Raw genomic sequence first — 19,710 nt, 5'->3', positions numbered from 1 at the left:
TAATCCTTTTTAATTAATGACGGCCGAAAACGGGGCGTTTACGGTCGAATGTCCAACCGGGAATCAGATACTGCATCGGACCCGCATCGTTACGCGCGCCGCCTGGCAGCACCTTATAGGCCTCATGAGCTTTATGCACCTGTTCCCAGTCCAGCTCCACGCCGAGTCCCGGCGCGTCTGGCACGGCGATTTTGCCGTTGATAATCTGCAGCGGATTTTGCGTCAGGCGCGCATCGCCCTCCTGCCAAATCCAGTGGGTATCGATAGCGGTCGGATTGCCCGGCGCCGCGGCGCCGACGTGGGTAAACATCGCCAGCGAAATATCAAAGTGGTTGTTCGAATGACAGCCCCAGGTCAGCCCCCAGTCATCGCACAACTGCGCTACCCGCACCGCGCCGGAGAGCGTCCAGAAGTGCGGGTCCGCCAGCGGAATATCGACGGCGTTGAGCATGACCGCATGACCCATCTCGCGCCAGTTGGTGGCTATCATGTTGGTCGCCACCGGCAACCCGGTGGCGCGGCGGAACTCGGCCATCACTTCCCGACCGGAAAAGCCCTGTTCAGCGCCGCACGGATCTTCGGCATAGGTCAGGACATCCTGCAGCCCTTTGCACAGCGTAATCGCTTCATCCAGCAGCCAGGCGCCGTTCGGGTCAACGGTAATGCGCGCGTCAGGGAAGCGTTTTTTCAGCGCGCGGGCGGTGTCGATTTCCTGCTCGCCAGGTAATACGCCGCCTTTTAGCTTAAAGTCTTTAAAACCGTAGCGATCCTGCGCCGCCTCCGCCAGTCGCACTACCGCGTCGCTATTCAGCGCCTGCTGGTGACGAAGACGGTACCATTCGTGGTCGCCCGGCGTCCGCGCAAGATAGTCCAAATCGGTTTTTTCGCGGTCGCCGATATAGAACAGGTAGCCCAGCACGGTCACCGCATCACGCTGTTTGCCCGGCCCCAATAGTTCGCACACCGGGACATTCAACACCTTGCCAAGCAGGTCGAGCAGCGCGGCTTCCAGCGCCGCTACCGCATTGACTTTCAATTCGAAGGTCCATGCCCCTTTGCCGAAGGTGTCGAAATCCGCCGCCTGATTGCCTTTATGTACCTGCTGCACCACGCGGTTGAGGCGAGCGACTTCCTGCCCAACCACCTGGGGTATGGCATCGACCAACGTCTGGTAGATGACTTCGCCGCCGGGCGCTTCGCCGACGCCGGTATGGCCGGCGTTGTCGGTTAACACCACAATATTGCGGGTAAACCAGGCATTATGCGCGCCGCCGATGTTCATCAGCATGCTGTCGTGCCCGGCGACCGGAATCACCTTCATTTCGGTAACGATTGGGCTGGATTGGGTATTCATGATTAACGCCCCGCAATCGGTTTAAGTTCGATACGTTTGATATCGCCAACCAGCACCAGGTAGCTGAATACCGCCACCAGAGCGTGGATACCGACGTAAATCAGCGCGCCGTTGAAAGAGCCGGTGGTGCCGACGATATAGCCGATAGCGATAGGGGTGACGATGCCGGAAATATTACCGAACATGTTGAACAGACCGCCGGACAGGCCGCTGATCTCTTTCGGCGCGGTGTCAGCCATTACCGCCCAGCCCAGCGCGCCAATGCCTTTGCCGAAGAAGGCCATCGCCATAAAGCCGATGATCATCCATTCCGCGTTGACGTAGTTACACATCAGCATGGTCATGGACAACAGCATGCCCAGTACGATCGGCGTTTTACGCGCGATATTCAGCGAGCCGGTACGGCGCATCAACCAGTCGGAAATAATCCCGCCCAACACGCCGCCGACAAAGCCACACACCGCCGGAATCGAGGCGACAAAGCCCGCTTTGAGGATCGACATGCCACGCGCCTGCACCAGATAAACCGGGAACCAGGTGATAAAGAAGTAGGTTAACGCGTTGATGCAGTACTGGCCGATATAGATCCCGACCATCATTCGCGAGCCGATCAACTGCTTGATTTGGCCCATTTTTACGCTAAAGGGCACCTTCTGCGCACTGCTCTTCTGATCCATGTTGATCAACGCGCCGCCTTCGGCGATGTAGTCCAGCTCTTTCTGGTTAACGCCTGGGTGGTTATTGGGATCGTGGATCACTTTCAGCCACACGAAGCTAATGACAATACCCAGTCCGCCCATAAAGAAGAATACGTGCGACCAACCCACTTCATGGGTCAACCAACCCATAATCGGCGCGAAAATAACGGTGGCAAAATACTGCGCGGAGTTAAAAATCGATACCGCCGTCCCTCTCTCCTGCGCCGGGAACCAGGCGGCCACAATGCGGCTATTACCAGGGAACGAGGGCGATTCGGCAAGGCCGACGAGGAAGCGCAGGGTAAACAGCGCGATGATAATGCCAAAGCCGCTAAAGATATCCACGAAGCCCTGCAGCAGGGTAAACACGGACCAGATAAAGATGGACCAGAAATAGACGCGTTTAGAACCAAAGCGGTCAAGCAGCCAGCCGCCAGGGATCTGTCCGATCACATAGGCCCATGAAAACGCGGAGAAAACGTAACCCATGCCAACAGGATCGAGGCCGATATCCTTGGCCATTTCAGAACCGGCGATCGACAACGTCGCGCGGTCGCCATAGTTAAAGGATGTGACGATAAACAGCATCACCACTATCCAATAGCGAGCATTGGTGCGCTTTTCAGCGGCGCTCGCAGCCTGACTTAATGAACTCATTGTTGTACTCCTGAATCATAGCGTTTAGCTACGTTCATTCTGAACAGCACAACCTGTAGGGTAATCAGAATGACGTGTTAGTGTTTTTTTCGTTATATCTGGCGTACTGCTTTTGTCACTGGCAGGAAAAGTATAAAAAGAGGCGTCGGCGGGCTCACCGTGCATATACACAGCTTTAGCGGGTGATACTGCGTTAGTTTATGGCGTATGCCTAAGGTTGTGGGGAGTAGTTCACGGAAATGGAAAACCGCCGCCCGCTGATGGGTCGATGGACGACATTACCTTCAGAGTGTGAATCGGCTCTCTTGACGCCGGGGAAACGCAAAGAAAAAAGCCATATCGATAAAGTGGTTATCAGGCAGATGCCCGAAGCCGGGCGCGATGGATAACGTTAAGATAACCCTGACCGTTTATCCGGCCACTGGCAGCTTAAGCGCGCCCTCTACGTAGGGAGAGGGCGTTCTTAATAGGATTAGTCGAGCAGTTTAGCCCACGCTTCTACCCAAGGGTTGGAAACGCTTTCCGGTTCCGGGTCTTCGCTGGCGTCAATGGTGAGCATCTCGCCAATACGACGTGCGCCCTGCTCCTGCAGCAATGCATCAAAGGTTTTACCGCCGCCGCAGAAGTTGGCGTAGGTACTATCGCCAAGCGCGATAATGCCGTAGCGCAGATGCGGTTGATACATATCTTTAATGCCTTCATACAGCGGAACGATGCTGTCCGGCAGATCGCCCTGCCCGGTGGTCGAGGTCACGACCAGCACGTATTTGCCGGTATAGGATTCCCAGTCTTTTACTTCCGGGTCCTCAAAGACCGTCGCTTTATGCCCCAGCCCGCTCAGAATGGCTTCCGCCTCTTCGGCGACCAACAGCGAGTTTCCGTACATCGTGCCGACAAAAATTCCGACTTCTGCCATAGTGATTATCTCCCTGGATTATCCGCGATACTCTCATCCTGACCGCTGTCGTCGGCAAACTCAACCCTTTCATTTAACGGGAGAAGCCCGCGCCAGCCAAACTGCGACAGCGCGCGCATCCAGATATCATCCAGACCCGCGCGAATCGTCAGCGGCTCGCCGGTAAACGGATGCGTTAATGACAGCTGACTGGCATGCAGCATCAGGCGATTACAGCCGAAATGTTCAGCGGCGCTGCGGTTTTGCCGTAGATCGCCATGTTTGCTGTCACCGAGGATCGGATGGCGCAGATGGGCCAAATGGCGACGCAGCTGATGCTTACGCCCGGTTTTCGGCTCCAGCTCCACCAGCCCGTAGCGGGTGGTCGGGTAACGGCCGGTGGCGACCGGCATTTCTACCGTCGCCAGCCCGCGATAGTGGGTCACCGCCGGCTGCGGGCCTTTATCTTCACGAGCGAACTTATCGGCGATTTTGTCCAGCTCTTCCACCAGCGGGTAATCCAGTACATCCTCTTCAGTCAGCCAGCCGCGAACGATCGCATGATAGCGTTTTTGCATCTGGTGTTGTTCAAACTGCTGCGCCAGCAGCCTGCCGGCTTCGCTCGATAATCCCATCAGCAGCACGCCGGAAGTCGGCCGGTCCAGGCGATGAGCGGTGAAGACGTGCTGGCCAATTTGATCGCGCACGGTCTGCATCACCACCACTTTCTCATCGCGATCCAGCCAACTGCGGTGCACCAGCCAGCCGGAAGGTTTATTCACCGCCACCAGCCACTCGTCCTGGTAAATAATCTCCAGCATCAGGCGTCTTCATCCGCGAATAATGCATCCAGCAGCAGCAACTCGGCTACGATAGCTTCGCGCGCCGGATGAGCTTTATCCAGCGCCATCTCGTAATAGGGCGCGACGGCAAAGTTCTGCGGCAGCGGCATACCGCTGGCAATCAGTTGATGCATACGTGGGATCAGCACCCACTGTAGCCATTCCAGCGGCTCGAGCGTGTCCAGGCAAAACGGCTGCTCGCTGGCGAAAGCGCGGCTATCCGGGGCCTGTTCCTGCCAGTGGTTTGTTTCGCGCAGCAGCGCTTCAATGGCGTGCAGGCGATCGCGCACGCTAGCGTGAAGGGTCATGGGGAAACCTCGATGAATTGTAAACCGGGCGCAGGATAGCAAATCCGCGAGAGAAATAAAAAAGGGAGCACTGTATAAACAGTGCTCCCGGTTCGTTTTGCAGCATTCCAGCTACATTGGTGCTCCCTGCTCGTCCTTGAAAACTTTTCCTGAGGTCTCCTGACCAAGTTCATCCATAAACTAGCGCATCCTGCTTTCACACCACCCCGATGTGAAATAACTTATCCCTAAGTGTGTCCAGATCTTCCTGATCCACCGTTCATCCTGAGCGGCTCTCGTTCTCCATCCTGGAGGTGTCCTTTACGCTTTCCTGCGTTATCCTTGCTTCATCCTGAAGCCTGTCCTTGCAACGCCATCCTGACGGGTCCTGTAGAAGAGCCATCATCCTGATGTTCTCTTCATCCGCGACTTCCTGTCGACGTACATAGGATCACTGATTCCGCCTCTTCTTACAAGACTTACTACGACAATCTCTTAAGATTAGTGGCCAAACTAAAAGCGCACACAATCATCAAATCATTAAATAACAATGAGTTATATGTAATCACTACGTAAAAAATTGCTGAAAATGATGACGATCTCTTACAGGTTTTGTAAGAGATCTCTCACAAACAACTTGGGGAAATGGATTACAGAAGGGGCTCAAGCTGATTCAGGAAACTCGCAAGCGAGTGAGAAAGGGTCTCTCTTTTTCGGGTACCGAGCGTCTCTTTAATCACTTCGCCGCTCAGGTTACAGACCGAAATAACCTCCAGTTCGCTATCCAGCGTGGCGATAAACAGCGTCGGCGATAGCTTCAGACGTTTTTGTACCACCAGGTGACCAATGAGGTTTTCCTGTACTCGCTGGAAATCATCCGGGCTCCATGCCTGCAGCAGAGTGAGGTTCTGTTCCGCGAAGCGGGCGTGCATATCGCCAGCGAACTGAGTGGTATAATAACTATGAATCGGCTGTTGTACCACAATCTCCAGCGCCCGTTCAACCCCATCGAGATGGTGTTCTAACGTAAACGGCTGCGGCTGCCAGAAAACGGCATCGTCTTCACTGGCGCTAATACAGGGAGATGGGATGCCATAAAGGTCTTCGCTACGCGGCAGGCTGGCATAACGCTGCTGCCACGCATCGCAGTAACGTTGGGTAAATGATTGCAGCGCTTCTATGGTCTGATGATCCACCGGTTTCTCTCTTCACGTTAGACAGGATACACTTGGCATATAGTGTACCCGCTTTACTATGGTGAAACATGTCTTCTTACGATAATCATCAGGCGCTGGCCGGCCTGACGCTCGGTAAATCAACGGATTACCGCGATACCTATGACGCTTCGTTGCTGCAGGGCGTGCCCCGCAGCCTGAACCGCGATCCGCTCGGCCTGCATGCCGATAATCTGCCGTTCCACGGCGCCGATATCTGGACGCTGTACGAAATGTCGTGGCTGAACGCCAAAGGCCTGCCGCAGGTCGCCGTCGGCTACGTGGAACTGAGCGATACCACCATCAATCTGGTGGAATCGAAAAGCTTCAAACTGTACCTGAACAGCTTCAACCAGACCCGCTTCGCCGACTGGCAGGAAGTTCAGGCCACGCTGACCCGCGATCTCAGCGCCTGCGCCCAGGGCGAGGTCAAGGTTTCGCTGTACCGACTCGATGAGCTTGAAGGGCAACCGGTCGCTCATCTGCATGGCACCTGCATCGACGATCAGGATATCGAGATTGATAACTATCAGTTCAGCGCCGACTACCTGCAGGACGCGGCCAGCGGCAAAGTCGTCGAAGAGACGCTGGTCAGCCATCTGTTGAAATCGAATTGTCTGATTACCCACCAGCCGGACTGGGGCTCGGTACAGATTCAATATCGCGGGCCGAAAATCGATCGCGAAAAACTGCTGCGCTATCTGGTGTCGTTCCGCCACCACAATGAATTCCACGAACAGTGCGTCGAACGCATCTTTAATGATGTGCTGCGTTTCTGCCGCCCGGAATCGCTTTCCGTGTACGCTCGCTACACCCGTCGCGGCGGCCTGGATATCAATCCGTGGCGCAGCAACGGTGAATTCGTGCCGGCAACCGGCCGTCTGGCGCGGCAATAAGCGAAATTTTTCACACTTTGCGTGCGTTAACGCGTACGCAAGGTTGTGGAAATACTACGGCCAGGGCTATTGTAATCACAGGAAGACGATAATCGTCCTGTAAGGAGTTCACTTGATTACACACGTTAGCCCGCTTGGTTCAATGGATATGCTGTCACAGCTGGAAGTGGATATGCTTAAACGCACCGCCAGTAGTGACCTGTATCAACTCTTTCGAAACTGCTCGCTTGCTGTGCTCAACTCGGGGAGCCTGACCGATAACAGCAAGGAGCTACTGTCTCGTTTTGAAAACTTCGATATTAACGTGCTGCGCCGCGAACGCGGCGTGAAGCTGGAACTGATCAACCCGCCGGAAGACGCTTTCGTCGATGGCCGTATTATCCGTTCCCTGCAGGCCAACCTGTTTGCCGTGCTGCGCGATATCCTGTTCGTCTACGGACAGATCCACAACACCGTCCGCTTCCCGAATCTCGATCTCGAAAGCTCAATTCATATCACCAACCTGGTGTTCTCGATTCTGCGCAACGCCCGCGCGCTGCACGTCGGCGAAGCGCCGAATATGATTGTCTGCTGGGGCGGCCACTCTATTAATGAAAATGAATACCTGTACGCGCGCCGCGTCGGTACCCAGCTTGGCCTGCGCGAACTGAACATCTGCACCGGCTGCGGGCCAGGCGCCATGGAAGCGCCAATGAAAGGCGCCGCCGTCGGCCACGCCCAGCAGCGCTATAAAGACAGCCGCTTTATCGGCATGACCGAACCCTCCATTATCGCTGCTGAGCCGCCAAACCCGCTGGTCAACGAACTGATCATCATGCCGGACATCGAAAAGCGTCTCGAAGCGTTCGTGCGCATCGCCCACGGTATTATCATCTTCCCCGGCGGCGTGGGTACTGCGGAAGAGCTGCTTTATCTGCTGGGCATCCTGATGCATCCGGATAACAAGGCGCAGGTGCTGCCGCTTATCCTCACCGGGCCGAAAGAGAGCGCCGACTACTTCCGCGTGCTGGACGAGTTCATCGTTCATACCCTCGGCGAATCGGCTCGCCGCCACTATCGCATTATTATTGACGATGCCGCGGAAGTGGCGCGCCAGATGAAAAAAGCGATGCCATTGGTCAAAGAGAGCCGCCGCGAAACCGACGACGCCTACAGCTTCAACTGGTCGATTCGTATTTCGCCGGACCTGCAGATGCCGTTCGATCCGACGCACGACAATATGGCCAATCTCAAACTTTATCCGGACCAACCGGTGGAAGTGCTGGCCGCCGACCTGCGTCGCGCCTTCTCCGGGATTGTCGCCGGCAACGTGAAAGAAGTCGGTATTCAGGCCATCGAGAAATATGGCCCTTACAAGCTGCATGGCGATCCGGAAATGATGCGCCGCATGGACGATCTGCTGCAGGGCTTCGTTGCCCAGCACCGCATGAAGCTTCCGGGCGGCAGCGCCTACATTCCGTGCTACGAAATCTGCTCCTGATAACGTGATACCTCTCCCGGGCGGCGGTCGATACCCTGCCCGGGCACTCCCGCCGCAATTTCCAGTTAATTAATTTTTCTAATTAATGATTCGTAGAGTTTCCACATAGCCAAACGTTTGCGTTTCCAAAAAGAGCAATAAAATTCACCATAAAAATAACATTAAGGCGAAAAAACGTCGTTTACATCACTTTTTTGCAGCAAAAACCTCGTTATTTGGTAACAGAGCTTTTATCTCATGTGCTGCAAATGATAGCCTTCGCGCCACATTTATCTGGCTGATCACCATAAACAGACTGTTGGGCTAAAAACGTTCATATTTAAAGTGGATTATTGCATTTGGGATCCCGATCACTGATGCATTTCCGATATAAATGTATCTTGCCGCCCAATTGTTACGGAGAAAATTTCTAAAAAACCGTAAAGCAACGAATTTCATATTATTTAATCGTTTTTATTTACTAGATTTTGTTGATTCCTCCAGGAGATACAGATGGAAACCACACAAACCAGCACTATCGTTTCGGGTGAATCCCGCAGCGGATGGCGCAAAACGGATACCATGTGGATGCTGGGCCTGTACGGCACGGCGATCGGCGCGGGCGTTTTGTTCCTGCCAATCAACGCCGGCGTCGGCGGTATGATCCCACTAATTATCATGGCGATTCTGGCCTTCCCGATGACCTTCTTCGCACACCGCGGTATGACCCGCTTCGTGCTGTCCGGTAAAAATCCGGGCGAAGACATTACCGAAGTCGTTGAAGAACACTTTGGCGTAGGCGCAGGTAAACTGATTACGCTGCTCTACTTCTTCGCAATCTACCCGATCCTGCTGGTTTATAGCGTGGCGATCACCAACACCGTCGAAAGCTTCATGGCGCACCAGCTGCACATGACGCCGCCGCCGCGCGCCATTCTGTCCCTGATTCTGATTGTCGGCATGATGACCATCGTGCGTTTCGGCGAGCAGATGATCGTTAAGGCAATGAGTGTCCTGGTATTCCCGTTCGTTATCGCGCTGATGGTTCTGGCGCTGTACCTGATCCCGCAATGGAACGGCGCGGCGCTGGAAACCCTGTCGCTGAGCAGCGCGTCAACAACCGGTAACGGTCTGCTGATGACCCTGTGGCTGGCGATCCCGGTAATGGTCTTCTCCTTTAACCACTCGCCGATCATCTCCTCCTTCGCGGTAGCGAAGCGTGAAGAGTACGGCGAAGGCGCAGAGAAGAAATGCTCCAGCATCCTGGCGCGCGCTCACATCATGATGGTGCTGACCGTTATGTTCTTCGTCTTCAGCTGCGTACTGAGCCTGTCTCCGGCGGACCTGGCGGCGGCGAAAGAGCAGAACATCTCGATTCTGTCTTACCTGGCGAACCACTTTAACGCACCGGTTATCGCCTGGATGGCGCCGATCATCGCGATGATCGCTATCACCAAATCCTTCCTCGGCCACTATCTGGGCGCTCGTGAAGGTTTCAACGGCATGGTGATTAAGTCTCTGCGCGGCAAAGGCAAGACCATCGAAATCAACAAACTGAACAAGCTGACCGCGCTGTTTATGCTGGTCACCACCTGGATTGTGGCCACACTGAACCCGAGCATCCTCGGCATGATTGAGACCCTGGGCGGTCCGATTATCGCGATGATTCTGTTCCTGATGCCGATGTACGCTATCCAGAAAGTTCCGGCCATGCGCAAATACAGCGGCCACATCAGCAACGTCTTCGTTGTGATTATGGGCCTGATTGCCATCTCCGCGATTTTCTACTCTCTGTTCAGCTAATTCTCTTAAGACCTCCCCTCGCGCCGCTTAACGGCGGCGCGCTTTCCGACAGTACTGGAATACATCATGATCAGCGTATTCGATATTTTCAAAATCGGCATTGGCCCATCCAGCTCCCATACCGTTGGACCGATGAAAGCGGGCAAACAATTTACTGACGACCTGATTGCGCGCGGCCTGCTGGCCGACGTCAGCAAAGTCGTCGTCGACGTTTACGGCTCCCTGTCTCTGACCGGTAAAGGCCACCATACCGATATCGCCATTATCATGGGACTGGCCGGCAATCTGCCGGATACCGTCGACATCGACGCGATCCCGGGCTTTATTCAGGACGTTAACACCCACGGCCGCCTGCTGCTGGCGAACGGTCAGCACGAAGTCGAGTTCCCTGTCGACCAGTGCATGAATTTCCATGCCGACAACCTTTCTCTGCATGAGAACGGCATGCGCATTACCGCGCTGGGCGGCGACAAGGTGCTCTACAGCCAGACCTACTACTCCATCGGCGGCGGCTTTATCGTCGATGAAGAGCACTTCGGCCTGACCACCGAGGCGCCGGTTGCTGTGCCTTATCCGTACAAAAACGCCGCCGACCTGCAGAAACACTGCAATGAAACCGGCCTGTCGCTCTCCGGTCTGATGATGCAAAACGAGCTGGCGCTGCACAGCAAAGAAGAGCTGGAACAGCACTTCGCCGCGGTGTGGGAAGTGATGAGCGCCGGTATCGAGCGCGGCATTACCACTGAAGGCGTGCTGCCGGGCAAACTGCGCGTTCCGCGCCGCGCCGCCGCGCTGCGCCGCATGCTGGTAAGCCAGGACAATACCAACAGCGACCCGATGGCGGTAGTGGACTGGATCAACATGTTCGCGCTGGCGGTGAACGAAGAGAACGCCGCCGGCGGCCGCGTGGTGACCGCGCCAACTAACGGCGCGTGCGGTATCGTTCCTGCGGTACTGGCCTACTACGACAAGTTTATCCGCAAGGTGAACGCTAACTCTCTGGCCCGCTATATGCTGGTCGCCAGCGCCATTGGTTCGCTGTATAAGATGAACGCCTCTATCTCCGGCGCCGAAGTCGGTTGCCAGGGCGAAGTCGGCGTGGCCTGCTCGATGGCCGCGGCCGGTCTGGCGGAGCTGCTGGGCGCTAGCCCGGCCCAGGTGTGCATCGCCGCGGAAATCGGTATGGAACATAACCTCGGCCTGACCTGCGACCCGGTTGCCGGCCAGGTGCAGGTACCGTGCATCGAGCGTAACGCCATCGCGGCGGTCAAAGCGGTTAACGCCGCGCGCATGGCCCTGCGCCGTACCAGCGAACCGCGCGTGTGCCTCGATAAGGTTATCGAGACCATGTATGAAACGGGCAAAGATATGAACGCCAAGTACCGCGAAACCTCTCGCGGCGGCCTGGCGATGAAAATCGTCGCCTGCGATTAACGCCTCTGGCCCGGCACGCTTCGGCATGTCGGGCCAACTCTCCTCCAGCCCTGGCTCATTCTGCGAGCCTGCTTCCCGAACTTCGCGCTACCAATAGCCTCGTATTGCCACCGATGTTACCCTTATAGCCTGAGAACAAAGGGAGATATCTTGTGGCTGTTCATCTGTTAATTGTCGACGCGCTCAATCTGATCCGCCGTATTCATGCGGTGCAGGGTTCCCCCTGCGCGGATACCTGCCTGCACGCCCTCGAACAGCTTATCGTCCACAGCCAGCCGACGCACGCCGTGGCGGTGTTCGACGATGAAGACCGCACCCACGGCTGGCGCCACCAGCGGCTGCCGGACTATAAAGCCGGGCGCGCGCCGATGCCGGAAACGCTGGAAGCGGAAATGCCGGCGCTGCGGGCGGCTTTCGAACAGCGCGGTATCCGCTGCTGGGCGCTGCCCGGCAGCGAAGCGGACGACCTGGCGGCCACGCTCGCCGTTAAAGTTGCCCAGGCCGGACATCAGGCGACTATTGTTTCGACCGATAAAGGCTACTGTCAGCTGCTGTCGCCGACCATTCGCATCCGCGACTATTTCCAGAAACGCTGGCTGGATGCGCCGTTTATCGCCAATGAATTCGGCGTGACGCCGGAACAGCTCCCGGACTACTGGGGCCTGGCGGGAATTAGCAGCTCGAAAGTCCCGGGCGTTGCCGGGATTGGGCCGAAAAGCGCGGCGCAGCTGTTAACGGATTATCAGGATTTAGAAGGCATCTACGCGCGGCTTGCCGAAGTGCCGGAGAAGTGGCGTAAGAAGCTTGAAGAGCATAAAGAGATGGCGTTTACCTGCCGGGAAATCGCCCGCCTGCAAACGGATTTACAGCTCGATGGCAACCTACAGCAGCTGCGTTTGCCATCCGCGTGATCCCCGGCCGCGCTGATGCGTGGCCGGGGCTGCTGAGCGCTGATTAGCGCTCGTCGCGGCGGCCGCCGACCGCCGCCCACAGGCGACGCACGTGCACGGTCACTTCTTCACGGTCGTGATACAGCTGACGGGCCTGAATCTGCGCGTTAATACCGTGCTCATCAAGCTGCGCCTGGATATAGGCCAGGTTTTGCGACACCTCTTCATAGCGCTTTTTCATCGGCAGCTTGAGGTTAAAAATGGTCTCGCGGCACCAGCCATTCACCAGCCACTGGGCCATTAACGCCGCCACTTTCGCCGGTTTCTCAACCATGTCGCACACCATCCACGAGATGTTATTGCGGTTCGGACGATAGCGGAAGCCATCTTCACGCAGCCAGGTCACCTGTCCGGTATCCATCAGGCTCTGCGCCATCGGGCCGTTATCGACCGAAGAGACCCACATGTTGCGCTTCACCAGTTGATAGGTCCAGCCGCCCGGGCAGGCGCCGAGATCCACCGCGTACATGCCATTCGCCAGACGCTCGTCCCACTCATCCGCCGGAATGAAGACGTGAAATGCCTCTTCCAGCTTCAGCGTCGAACGGCTCGGCGCATCGGAAGGGAACTTCAGGCGCGGGATCCCCATATAAAACGGCGAGTTGTTATTGCTAAAGGAATAGCCGGTATAGCAACAGCCGGGTGCGATAAAGAACACGTGCACCACCGGACGCTTCGGCGTTTCATAGTTGGTCAGCACGCCGGCTTCACGCAGCGCCGCGCGCAGCGGCACCGTGAACTTGCGGCAGAACTTCATCAGCTCTTTGCTTTCGTTGGTATCCGCGACCTCAACGCGCAGATCGCCGCCCTTTTCCACCACGCCCTGCAGCATGCCGACGATCGGCGTGATGCGGTCTTCCGGCGGCAGGTCGCGCAGCAGTTCGCCAACAACGAACATCTGACGCGCGAAAATCAGCGAGCTAAACGGTAGATCGCGCACCAGCTTCTCGCCATCGCCCTGCTGATAGCACTCAAAAATCACATATCCGGAGTCGTCTTTGACCCGGGCAAAACCAAATACCTCAAGGCGGGCTGCCTTATCGGTAATTTCTGCTGCGCACTCTTTCTCAAACCCGGGGCGACAATAGAGGACAACCTTATTCATGAACAACGCCCTTACGTTTCAGACGAATTGCACCAATTAACATTAATACCCAACCGGCAAGGAAGCAGACGCCGCCTACCGGGGTAACGAACGCCCACAGGCGTAAATGCGACAGCGCCAGGCAATATAAGCTGCCGCTGAACAACACGGTTCCCAGCGCCAAAAACACGCTGCTCCAGTAAAACCAGATACTTATCCGCCGCTGCATGGCGACAGACAGGCCTAAAATCGCCAGCGTATGAAACGCCTGATACTCAAGGCCAGTGTGGATCCAGGCCATTTCGGCCGCACCCAGCGATTTACTTAATACGTGTGCGCCAAAGGCGCCCAGAGCCACAAAAATAAAGCCGCTGATGGCGGCAAAAATCAGCATAAAACGGCTGGTCATGTTGATACCCTACAAAGTCAGTTAACGCCTGGTCATCAGGCCGTTATTGTTCGTAACGAAAGCGGAATTTTTCTTGTTCGCTCGCCGCCTTCGCTAAAATCCACTGGCGGAAAGCGGCTATTTTACCCAGTTCAGCCTGACTGTCATGACAAACAAGGTAAAACGCGTTCTTACTGACCAGAACATCATTAAACGGGCAGACCAAACGGCCTGCTTCAATTTCGGACTGGGCCATAACGTTATTGGCCAGTGCGACGCCTTGTCCATGGATTGCCGCCTGCAGCACCATCGCGCTGTGGCTGAATATCGGTCCCTGTTGCACATTGATATGATTTAGACCCAGTTGCCGGGTATAAGTTTGCCAGTCGCGGCGAGAGGCATCATGTAACAGCGTATGTTGCGCCAGATCGGCAGGCGTTTTCAACGCTTTGTCACCGGTTAACAACAACGGCGAACAAACCGGTAGTAAATATTCGGCGTACAGTTTTTCAACACGCAGCCCCGGCCAGTTGCCGCGGCCATAGAAAATCGCTACGTCGACGTCGTCGGCCAGTTTGTCTTCCTGACGGTCCACCGCCTGGATCCGCACGTCGATCCCCGGATAAGCTGAGTTAAAGCTTGAGAGTCGCGGCACCAGCCACTGAATGGCGAAACTGGGCAATAAACTAACAGTTAGCGCCCCTTTCGCGCTGCGCGCCTGCAGTTTACGCGTAGCTTCGGTGAGCTGCGAAAAAATCTCTTTAATATCCTGAAAATAGCTTTGCCCCTCTTCCGTTAACAGTAGCGAGCGATTGCGTCGACGAAACAGCTTCAGGCCCAGAAAGTCCTCTAGTGACTTGATTTGGTGACTTACTGCGGCCTGCGTCACAAAAAGCTCATCGGCTGCGCGAGTGAAGCTCAGATGACGTGCGGCTGCATCAAAAACACGTAATGCATTCAGAGGTGGTAATCGCTTCGACATGGTTATTCTGACTGAGATGTTAACGAGTTTTAACAAATAGGAAACAACAGTTAACCTATTAGTTTTTTTTATCTGAGCCATTATAAATTGTCCGTTGAGGTTCTACCAGCAAATACCTATAGTGGCGGCACTTCCTGAGCCGGAACGAAAAGCTTTTTTTGGAATGCGTGTTCCAACAAGCTTTTGGCTTACGGTTGTGATGTTGTGTTGTTGTGTTTGCAATTGGTCTGGGTTTGCAGACCATGGTAGCAAGGCTACCTTTTCACTTCCTGTACATTTACCCTGTCTGTCCATAGTGATTTAATGTAGCACCGCAATGCGCGGTGCTTTTTTTTGCCGAAAAATCACCGTTCTCCCCGCCTCCTCGCTATCACCAGCCTTGCCCTAATGGGGAATTTGCGCGACGATCGTGATATCGATATGAGGAATTCCATGAACGCATTCAATCCCGCCCACTTCCGCGCCCAGTTTCCAGCCCTGGCGGATGCCGGCGTCTACCTGGATAGCGCGGCGACGGCGCTAAAACCGCTGGCCGTGATCGATGCCAGCGACCAGTTTTATCGTCTGAGCGCCGGCAACGTCCACCGCAGCCAGTTTGCCGCCGCCCAGCGTCTTACCGAGCGCTACGAGGCGGCGCGCGAACGCGTCGCCAGTTGGCTTAACGCCTCTTCCGGCAAAGATATCGTCTGGACCCGCGGCACCACCGAAGCCATCAATATGGTCGCGCAGAGTTACGTGCGCCCGCGCCTGCATCCTGGCGATGAAATAATCGTCAGCGAAGCCGAACACCACGCCAACCTGGTGCCGTGGCTGATGGTTGCCGAACAAACCGGCGCGCGGGTGGTCAAGCTGCCGCTGGGCGCCGATCGTCTGCCGGATGTCGCGCAACTGCCTTCGCTTATCTCTCCGCGCAGCCGGGTGCTGGCGATTGGCCAGATGTCTAACGTCACCGGCGGCTGCCCCGATCTGCGACTTGCTATTGATTTCGCCCATCAGGCGGGAATGATAGTGATGGTTGACGGCGCTCAGGGCGCGGTGCACTTTCCGGCCGACGTGCAGGCGCTGGATATCGATTTTTATGCCTTCTCCGCCCACAAGCTGTATGGCCCAACGGGTATTGGCGCGCTGTATGGCAAAAGCGAGTTGCTGGCGGAGATGTCGCCATGGCTCGGCGGCGGCAAAATGATTACTGAAGTCTCATTCGATGGCTTTAAAACCCAGCCCGCCCCCTGGCGGCTTGAAGCCGGGACGCCCAACGTCGCCGGCGTTATTGGCCTCAGCGCCGCGCTGGAATGGCTGCAGGAAATCGATCTTACACAGGCGGAAAGCTGGAGCCGTAGCCTGGCGACGCTTGCGGAAGATGAGCTGGCAAAGCGGCCCGGTTTTCGTTCGTTCCGCTGTCAGGATTCGAGCCTGCTGGCCTTTGATTTCGAGGGCGTACACCATAGCGATATGGTTACGTTGCTGGCGGAGTCCGGCATTGCGCTACGCGCCGGGCAGCATTGCGCGCAACCGCTGCTGGCGGCATTAGGCGTTAGCGGTACGCTGCGCGCCTCATTCGCGCCATACAATACGCAAGATGATGTTTATGCGCTGGTGCACGCTATCGACCGCGCGCTGGAAATACTGGTGGATTAATGATGACCTCCCAACCTTTAAGCGCCGCGCTCAGCGAAGCGACGCTGCGCCAGATCTTCGCCCCGCTAACTCAGTGGGAAGATAAGTACCGCCAGTTGATTTTAGTAGGTAAGAAACTGCCGCCATTAACGGATGACCAGCGGGCGCAGGCGAAAGAGATCGCCGGCTGCGAAAACCGTGTCTGGCTGGGGTATCAGGTTGATGCTGAGGGCAAGATGCACTTCTTTGGCGATAGCGAAGGGCGTATCGTGCGCGGCCTGCTGGCGGTGCTGTTAGCCGCCTGCGAAGGAAAAAGCGCCGCTGAGATTTTAGCGAATAATCCGTTGGCGTTATTCGATGAGCTGGGTTTGCGCGGGCAGCTTAGCGCTTCGCGCAGCCAGGGGCTGCAGGCGCTAAGCGACGCGGTGCTCGCCGCCGCCCGCGAGAACTAATTCAAACGCCGTCTCCCCGGCTTGCGCTACGCTGAGCCGGGCTACTCCCACTACAACCGCATCAATGCTGACTGAAACTGCCGGTGTTGGGGGCCTCAAAATCGCTGAGACGTTCCCGGCAGGCCGGGGCAGCCCGCATGGATGCGGGCTGAGGGCCGTGTTTTGCACGGACGCTGCCTCGGCCCGACCCGAAGCCTGCCGGGATAAGTCGAAGGAACCACGAAGTGGCGATTTTGGCGGCCAGAGCCCGGGAGTACAGAGGGCGGCGGCGACTGGCCGCCCTCTGTGCGCTCCCTGCGCCATGAGTGCCATAACGCAGAAGAAATATCGGGAGCGCAATGTGCTTTGAATTAACACAAAGCACATGTTTATCCCCAACCAAAACCGTTGCAAACCAATAATAGTATCTACGGTTCCAGGCCAATAAAGGAAACGCCTGCCGGACTATTCCCCCTGACGCTGCGCTTTCGCCAACATCTTCTTCAACGCATGGGATACGGCGACAAAACCAAAGGTCGCCGTCACCATGGTCGCCGCGCCAAAACCGGAGGCGCAATCCATCCGCTTCGGCCCTTCCGCCGTGCTTTTCATTGCACATACGCTGCCATCCGCCTGCGGGTAGACCAACGCTTCGGTCGAGAAGACGCAATCGATGCCCAGCTTTCCTTTACTATTTTTCACTACGCCAAACTGGCTTTTCAGCCGTTCGCGCAGTTTCGCTGCCAGCGGATCCTGAATAGTTTTCGCCAAATCGGCCACCTGGATCTGCGTCGGATCGATTTGCCCGCCGGCTCCGCCGGTCGTCACCAACGGCACTTTATAACGACGGCACCAGGCGATCAGCGCCGCTTTTGGCCTGACGCTATCGATCGCGTCGATAACATAGCTAAAGCCCGCTCCCAGGTATTCCGCTACGTTCTCGGGCGTGATGAAATCATCGATAACCGTGACCCGACACTCCGGGTTAATCAGACGTATACGCTCGGCCATCACTTCCGCTTTCGCCAGCCCAACGTTGCCGCCAAGGGCGTGGATTTGGCGATTGGTATTGGTGACGCAAACATCATCCATATCAATCAGCGTAATCGCGCCAATCCCGGTACGCGCCAGCGCTTCCGCCGCCCATGAGCCGACGCCGCCGATCCCGACCACGCAAACATGCGCCTCGGCAAAACACTGCAGCGCCTTTTCGCCATATAAACGCGCCGTGCCGCCAAACCGCTGGCGCCAGGCATCGCTGATTACTACAGACATAAAACCTCGGAATAAAGTAGAGACCCCGGATTCGGCGCGTTGCGCGGATCCGGGTTAGAAACGTACGGACGTTTGAACGTTAACCGCTAAAGACGCTACCGGCGCCTGGCGCGTTTTTCAGTACCCACACGCGGCCATAGTGGTTATACCAACCGGCGCGATGACCGGCATCCGGGCCGATGCCCTGGTAGATATCGAAATGCTGGCCTTTAATCGCCCCGCCGACATCCAGCGCCACCATCAGGCGTAGCTCGTATTGACCATTAAACTTACCGTTATTATCCAGCAGAGGCACCTCGGCCAGCAAGGTGGTTCCCGGCGGAATAATCGAACGGTCAGAGGCGACCGACGCGCGGCCAATCAACGGTACCGCGCTCGCCCCTTTCACCGGCGCGTAGGACTGCGGTTTAAAGAAGACAAAAGATGGGTTCTGTTCCAGCAGCTCGCGGACTTCCGCTTCGCTATGTTTTTCGCCCCATTCACGGATCGCCTGCATCGACATATCTTCCCGCTTCACTTCACCGCGGTCGATAAGCACTTTACCGATACTACGGTAAGGCCAGCCGTTTTTCCCGGCGTAGCTGAAGAAGTTAAGCGGCGAACCGTCGCCGAAATCGATATAGCCGCTGCCCTGCACGTCCATGATGAAGTTATCCATCAGCGAGTTGCTGTAGGCCAGCACGTAGTTATCGCTGAGCGCTCCGGCATAGATGCTGGCGCGGGAAGGGAGCTTGCCGTTTTTCGGCGGCATACGGTAAATAGGATACTGGAACTCGCCCTGGCGAGTGTGGCGGGCCTGTACGACCGGGGTGTAGTAGCCGGTAAACTGCACGTTGCCGTAGTTATCAGCCCCCTGCATCTGCCAAGCATCAATACCAAACTGGCGTAACGTGCGGGTATCGCCGCCGGAACGCAGCCACTCCTGAATCGCGTTATAGACGCTGCTCTGGCTATTATAGAGACGCGGAGAGGCGCTACGAATCTGACCAACCTGCTGGGAGAAGTCGCCGGCGTTAATCGGCGCGCCTACCGCATCAGGTTGGTTTACCAATGAAAACGGCTGGGTAAACTTGCCATCACTATATTGCTGACCGCGATCGGTCGGTTTCGAGGTACAGGCGGCGAGCATCGCCAGCATTGCCCCCGTCGCTACATATTTTGCCCAACGTCCTTTCATGGTATCTCTTCTTTATTGCTGCTAAGCCTTAGTGCGTGATGAAGATAACAAACCCATGCGGCTAATGAAATGCACGAAAGCGCCCCGCAGCCCAAATTGTGTAAAAATTCGCCCATTACTGTATTTTTAGCCGCCGTTTTTTACAAAATTGACGATTTCTACGAAAAAAGGTTGCATCAGAACGCTAGCGGAGTATAGTGCGCTTCCACGGACGCGGGGTGGAGCAGCCTGGTAGCTCGTCGGGCTCATAACCCGAAGGTCGTCGGT

Annotated in this window: 18 protein-coding genes; 7 read left to right on the top strand and 11 right to left on the bottom strand. The window is 56.1% G+C overall.

All coding sequences use genetic code 11. The features are described 5' to 3' along the window. Positions 1 to 13: 13 nt before the first annotated feature. The 6 genes from ABLU78_RS15755 to syd all read right to left on the bottom strand — a co-directional run bounded on the left by ABLU78_RS15755 (position 14) and on the right by syd (position 5,929). Complete coding sequence (locus tag ABLU78_RS15755; RefSeq protein WP_020078055.1) at positions 14 to 1,354, bottom strand: enolase C-terminal domain-like protein; 1,341 nt, start codon at positions 1,352 to 1,354, stop codon at positions 14 to 16. Positions 1,355 to 1,356: 2 nt separating this feature from the next. After that, the gene (locus tag ABLU78_RS15750) at positions 1,357 to 2,709 is read right to left on the bottom strand and encodes an MFS transporter (RefSeq protein ID WP_015369959.1); all 1,353 of its coding nucleotides are present in this window, start codon (positions 2,707 to 2,709) and stop codon (positions 1,357 to 1,359) included. 472 nt (positions 2,710 to 3,181) lie between these two features. Beyond that, a complete protein-coding gene (locus ABLU78_RS15745; protein WP_015369957.1) occupies positions 3,182 to 3,625 on the bottom strand; it encodes a flavodoxin in 444 nt (147 codons plus the stop codon). Between the two features lie 5 nt (positions 3,626 to 3,630). Next, positions 3,631 to 4,425 (bottom strand): tRNA pseudouridine(65) synthase TruC, encoded by a 795-nt coding sequence (truC, locus tag ABLU78_RS15740; RefSeq protein WP_048229383.1) that lies wholly within the window; start codon positions 4,423 to 4,425, stop codon positions 3,631 to 3,633. Next, the gene (locus tag ABLU78_RS15735) at positions 4,425 to 4,754 is read right to left on the bottom strand and encodes a YqcC family protein (protein ID WP_015369955.1); all 330 of its coding nucleotides are present in this window, start codon (positions 4,752 to 4,754) and stop codon (positions 4,425 to 4,427) included. Before ABLU78_RS15735 ends, truC begins: the two co-directional genes overlap by 1 nt. 629 nt (positions 4,755 to 5,383) lie before the next feature. Further along, a complete protein-coding gene (gene syd, locus ABLU78_RS15730) occupies positions 5,384 to 5,929 on the bottom strand; it encodes a SecY-interacting protein (protein WP_015369954.1) in 546 nt (181 codons plus the stop codon). Positions 5,930 to 5,997: 68 nt separating this feature from the next. Between syd and queF the strand changes: the two genes are divergently transcribed. From queF to xni, 5 genes are all read left to right on the top strand, one after another. After that, complete coding sequence (queF, locus tag ABLU78_RS15725; protein WP_048229386.1) at positions 5,998 to 6,843, top strand: NADPH-dependent 7-cyano-7-deazaguanine reductase QueF; 846 nt, start codon at positions 5,998 to 6,000, stop codon at positions 6,841 to 6,843. Between the two features lie 112 nt (positions 6,844 to 6,955). Continuing rightward, entirely contained in the window at positions 6,956 to 8,323 is a 1,368-nt protein-coding gene (gene ppnN / locus ABLU78_RS15720; RefSeq protein ID WP_015369952.1) for a nucleotide 5'-monophosphate nucleosidase PpnN, read from the top strand. Positions 8,324 to 8,815: 492 nt separating this feature from the next. Further along, positions 8,816 to 10,105 (top strand): HAAAP family serine/threonine permease, encoded by a 1,290-nt coding sequence (locus tag ABLU78_RS15715; protein WP_015369950.1) that lies wholly within the window; start codon positions 8,816 to 8,818, stop codon positions 10,103 to 10,105. Between the two features lie 66 nt (positions 10,106 to 10,171). Further along, positions 10,172 to 11,539, top strand: coding sequence for an L-serine ammonia-lyase (locus ABLU78_RS15710; protein ID WP_015369949.1), 1,368 nt, complete (start codon positions 10,172 to 10,174; stop codon positions 11,537 to 11,539). 152 nt (positions 11,540 to 11,691) lie between these two features. Further along, on the top strand, positions 11,692 to 12,450 hold the full coding sequence (xni, locus tag ABLU78_RS15705) for a flap endonuclease Xni (RefSeq protein WP_015369948.1): 759 nt from the start codon (positions 11,692 to 11,694) through the stop codon (positions 12,448 to 12,450). Positions 12,451 to 12,493: 43 nt separating this feature from the next. Here the strand turns inward: xni and rlmM are convergent, their stop codons facing one another. The 3 genes from rlmM to gcvA are packed head-to-tail and all read right to left on the bottom strand — an operon-like array spanning position 12,494 to position 14,943. Next, a complete protein-coding gene (gene rlmM / locus ABLU78_RS15700; RefSeq protein WP_015369947.1) occupies positions 12,494 to 13,594 on the bottom strand; it encodes a 23S rRNA (cytidine(2498)-2'-O)-methyltransferase RlmM in 1,101 nt (366 codons plus the stop codon). Further along, positions 13,587 to 13,982, bottom strand: a complete 396-nt coding sequence (locus ABLU78_RS15695; RefSeq protein WP_015369946.1) for a DUF423 domain-containing protein — start codon at positions 13,980 to 13,982, stop codon at positions 13,587 to 13,589. Before ABLU78_RS15695 ends, rlmM begins: the two co-directional genes overlap by 8 nt. Before the next feature lie 43 nt (positions 13,983 to 14,025). Continuing rightward, on the bottom strand, positions 14,026 to 14,943 hold the full coding sequence (gene gcvA, locus ABLU78_RS15690) for a glycine cleavage system transcriptional regulator GcvA (protein WP_015369945.1): 918 nt from the start codon (positions 14,941 to 14,943) through the stop codon (positions 14,026 to 14,028). Positions 14,944 to 15,375: 432 nt separating this feature from the next. On the opposite strand from gcvA, the gene csdA reads away from it, so the two are divergent. Both csdA and csdE read left to right on the top strand, forming a co-directional pair. Further along, the gene (gene csdA / locus ABLU78_RS15685; protein WP_047039407.1) at positions 15,376 to 16,581 is read left to right on the top strand and encodes a cysteine desulfurase CsdA; all 1,206 of its coding nucleotides are present in this window, start codon (positions 15,376 to 15,378) and stop codon (positions 16,579 to 16,581) included. Next, positions 16,581 to 17,012: a cysteine desulfurase sulfur acceptor subunit CsdE gene (gene csdE, locus ABLU78_RS15680; protein WP_032706330.1), complete on the top strand. Its 432-nt coding sequence runs from the start codon at positions 16,581 to 16,583 to the stop codon at positions 17,010 to 17,012. Before csdA ends, csdE begins: the two co-directional genes overlap by 1 nt. 444 nt (positions 17,013 to 17,456) lie before the next feature. Here csdE and tcdA read toward each other — a convergent pair whose 3' ends face one another. Further along, on the bottom strand, positions 17,457 to 18,266 hold the full coding sequence (gene tcdA / locus ABLU78_RS15675; RefSeq protein WP_015703318.1) for a tRNA cyclic N6-threonylcarbamoyladenosine(37) synthase TcdA: 810 nt from the start codon (positions 18,264 to 18,266) through the stop codon (positions 17,457 to 17,459). 79 nt (positions 18,267 to 18,345) lie between these two features. Beyond that, positions 18,346 to 19,443: a murein transglycosylase A gene (mltA, locus tag ABLU78_RS15670; RefSeq protein WP_015369941.1), complete on the bottom strand. Its 1,098-nt coding sequence runs from the start codon at positions 19,441 to 19,443 to the stop codon at positions 18,346 to 18,348. Between the last annotated feature and the right edge of the window lie 267 nt (positions 19,444 to 19,710).

It is taken from the genome of Klebsiella sp. JN_Kp122 (assembly GCF_040062085.1).
Taxonomy (GTDB): domain Bacteria; phylum Pseudomonadota; class Gammaproteobacteria; order Enterobacterales; family Enterobacteriaceae; genus Klebsiella; species Klebsiella aerogenes.
Note: the sequence above shows the minus strand (reverse complement) of the source record. Positions and strands in the feature narration are given on the sequence as shown.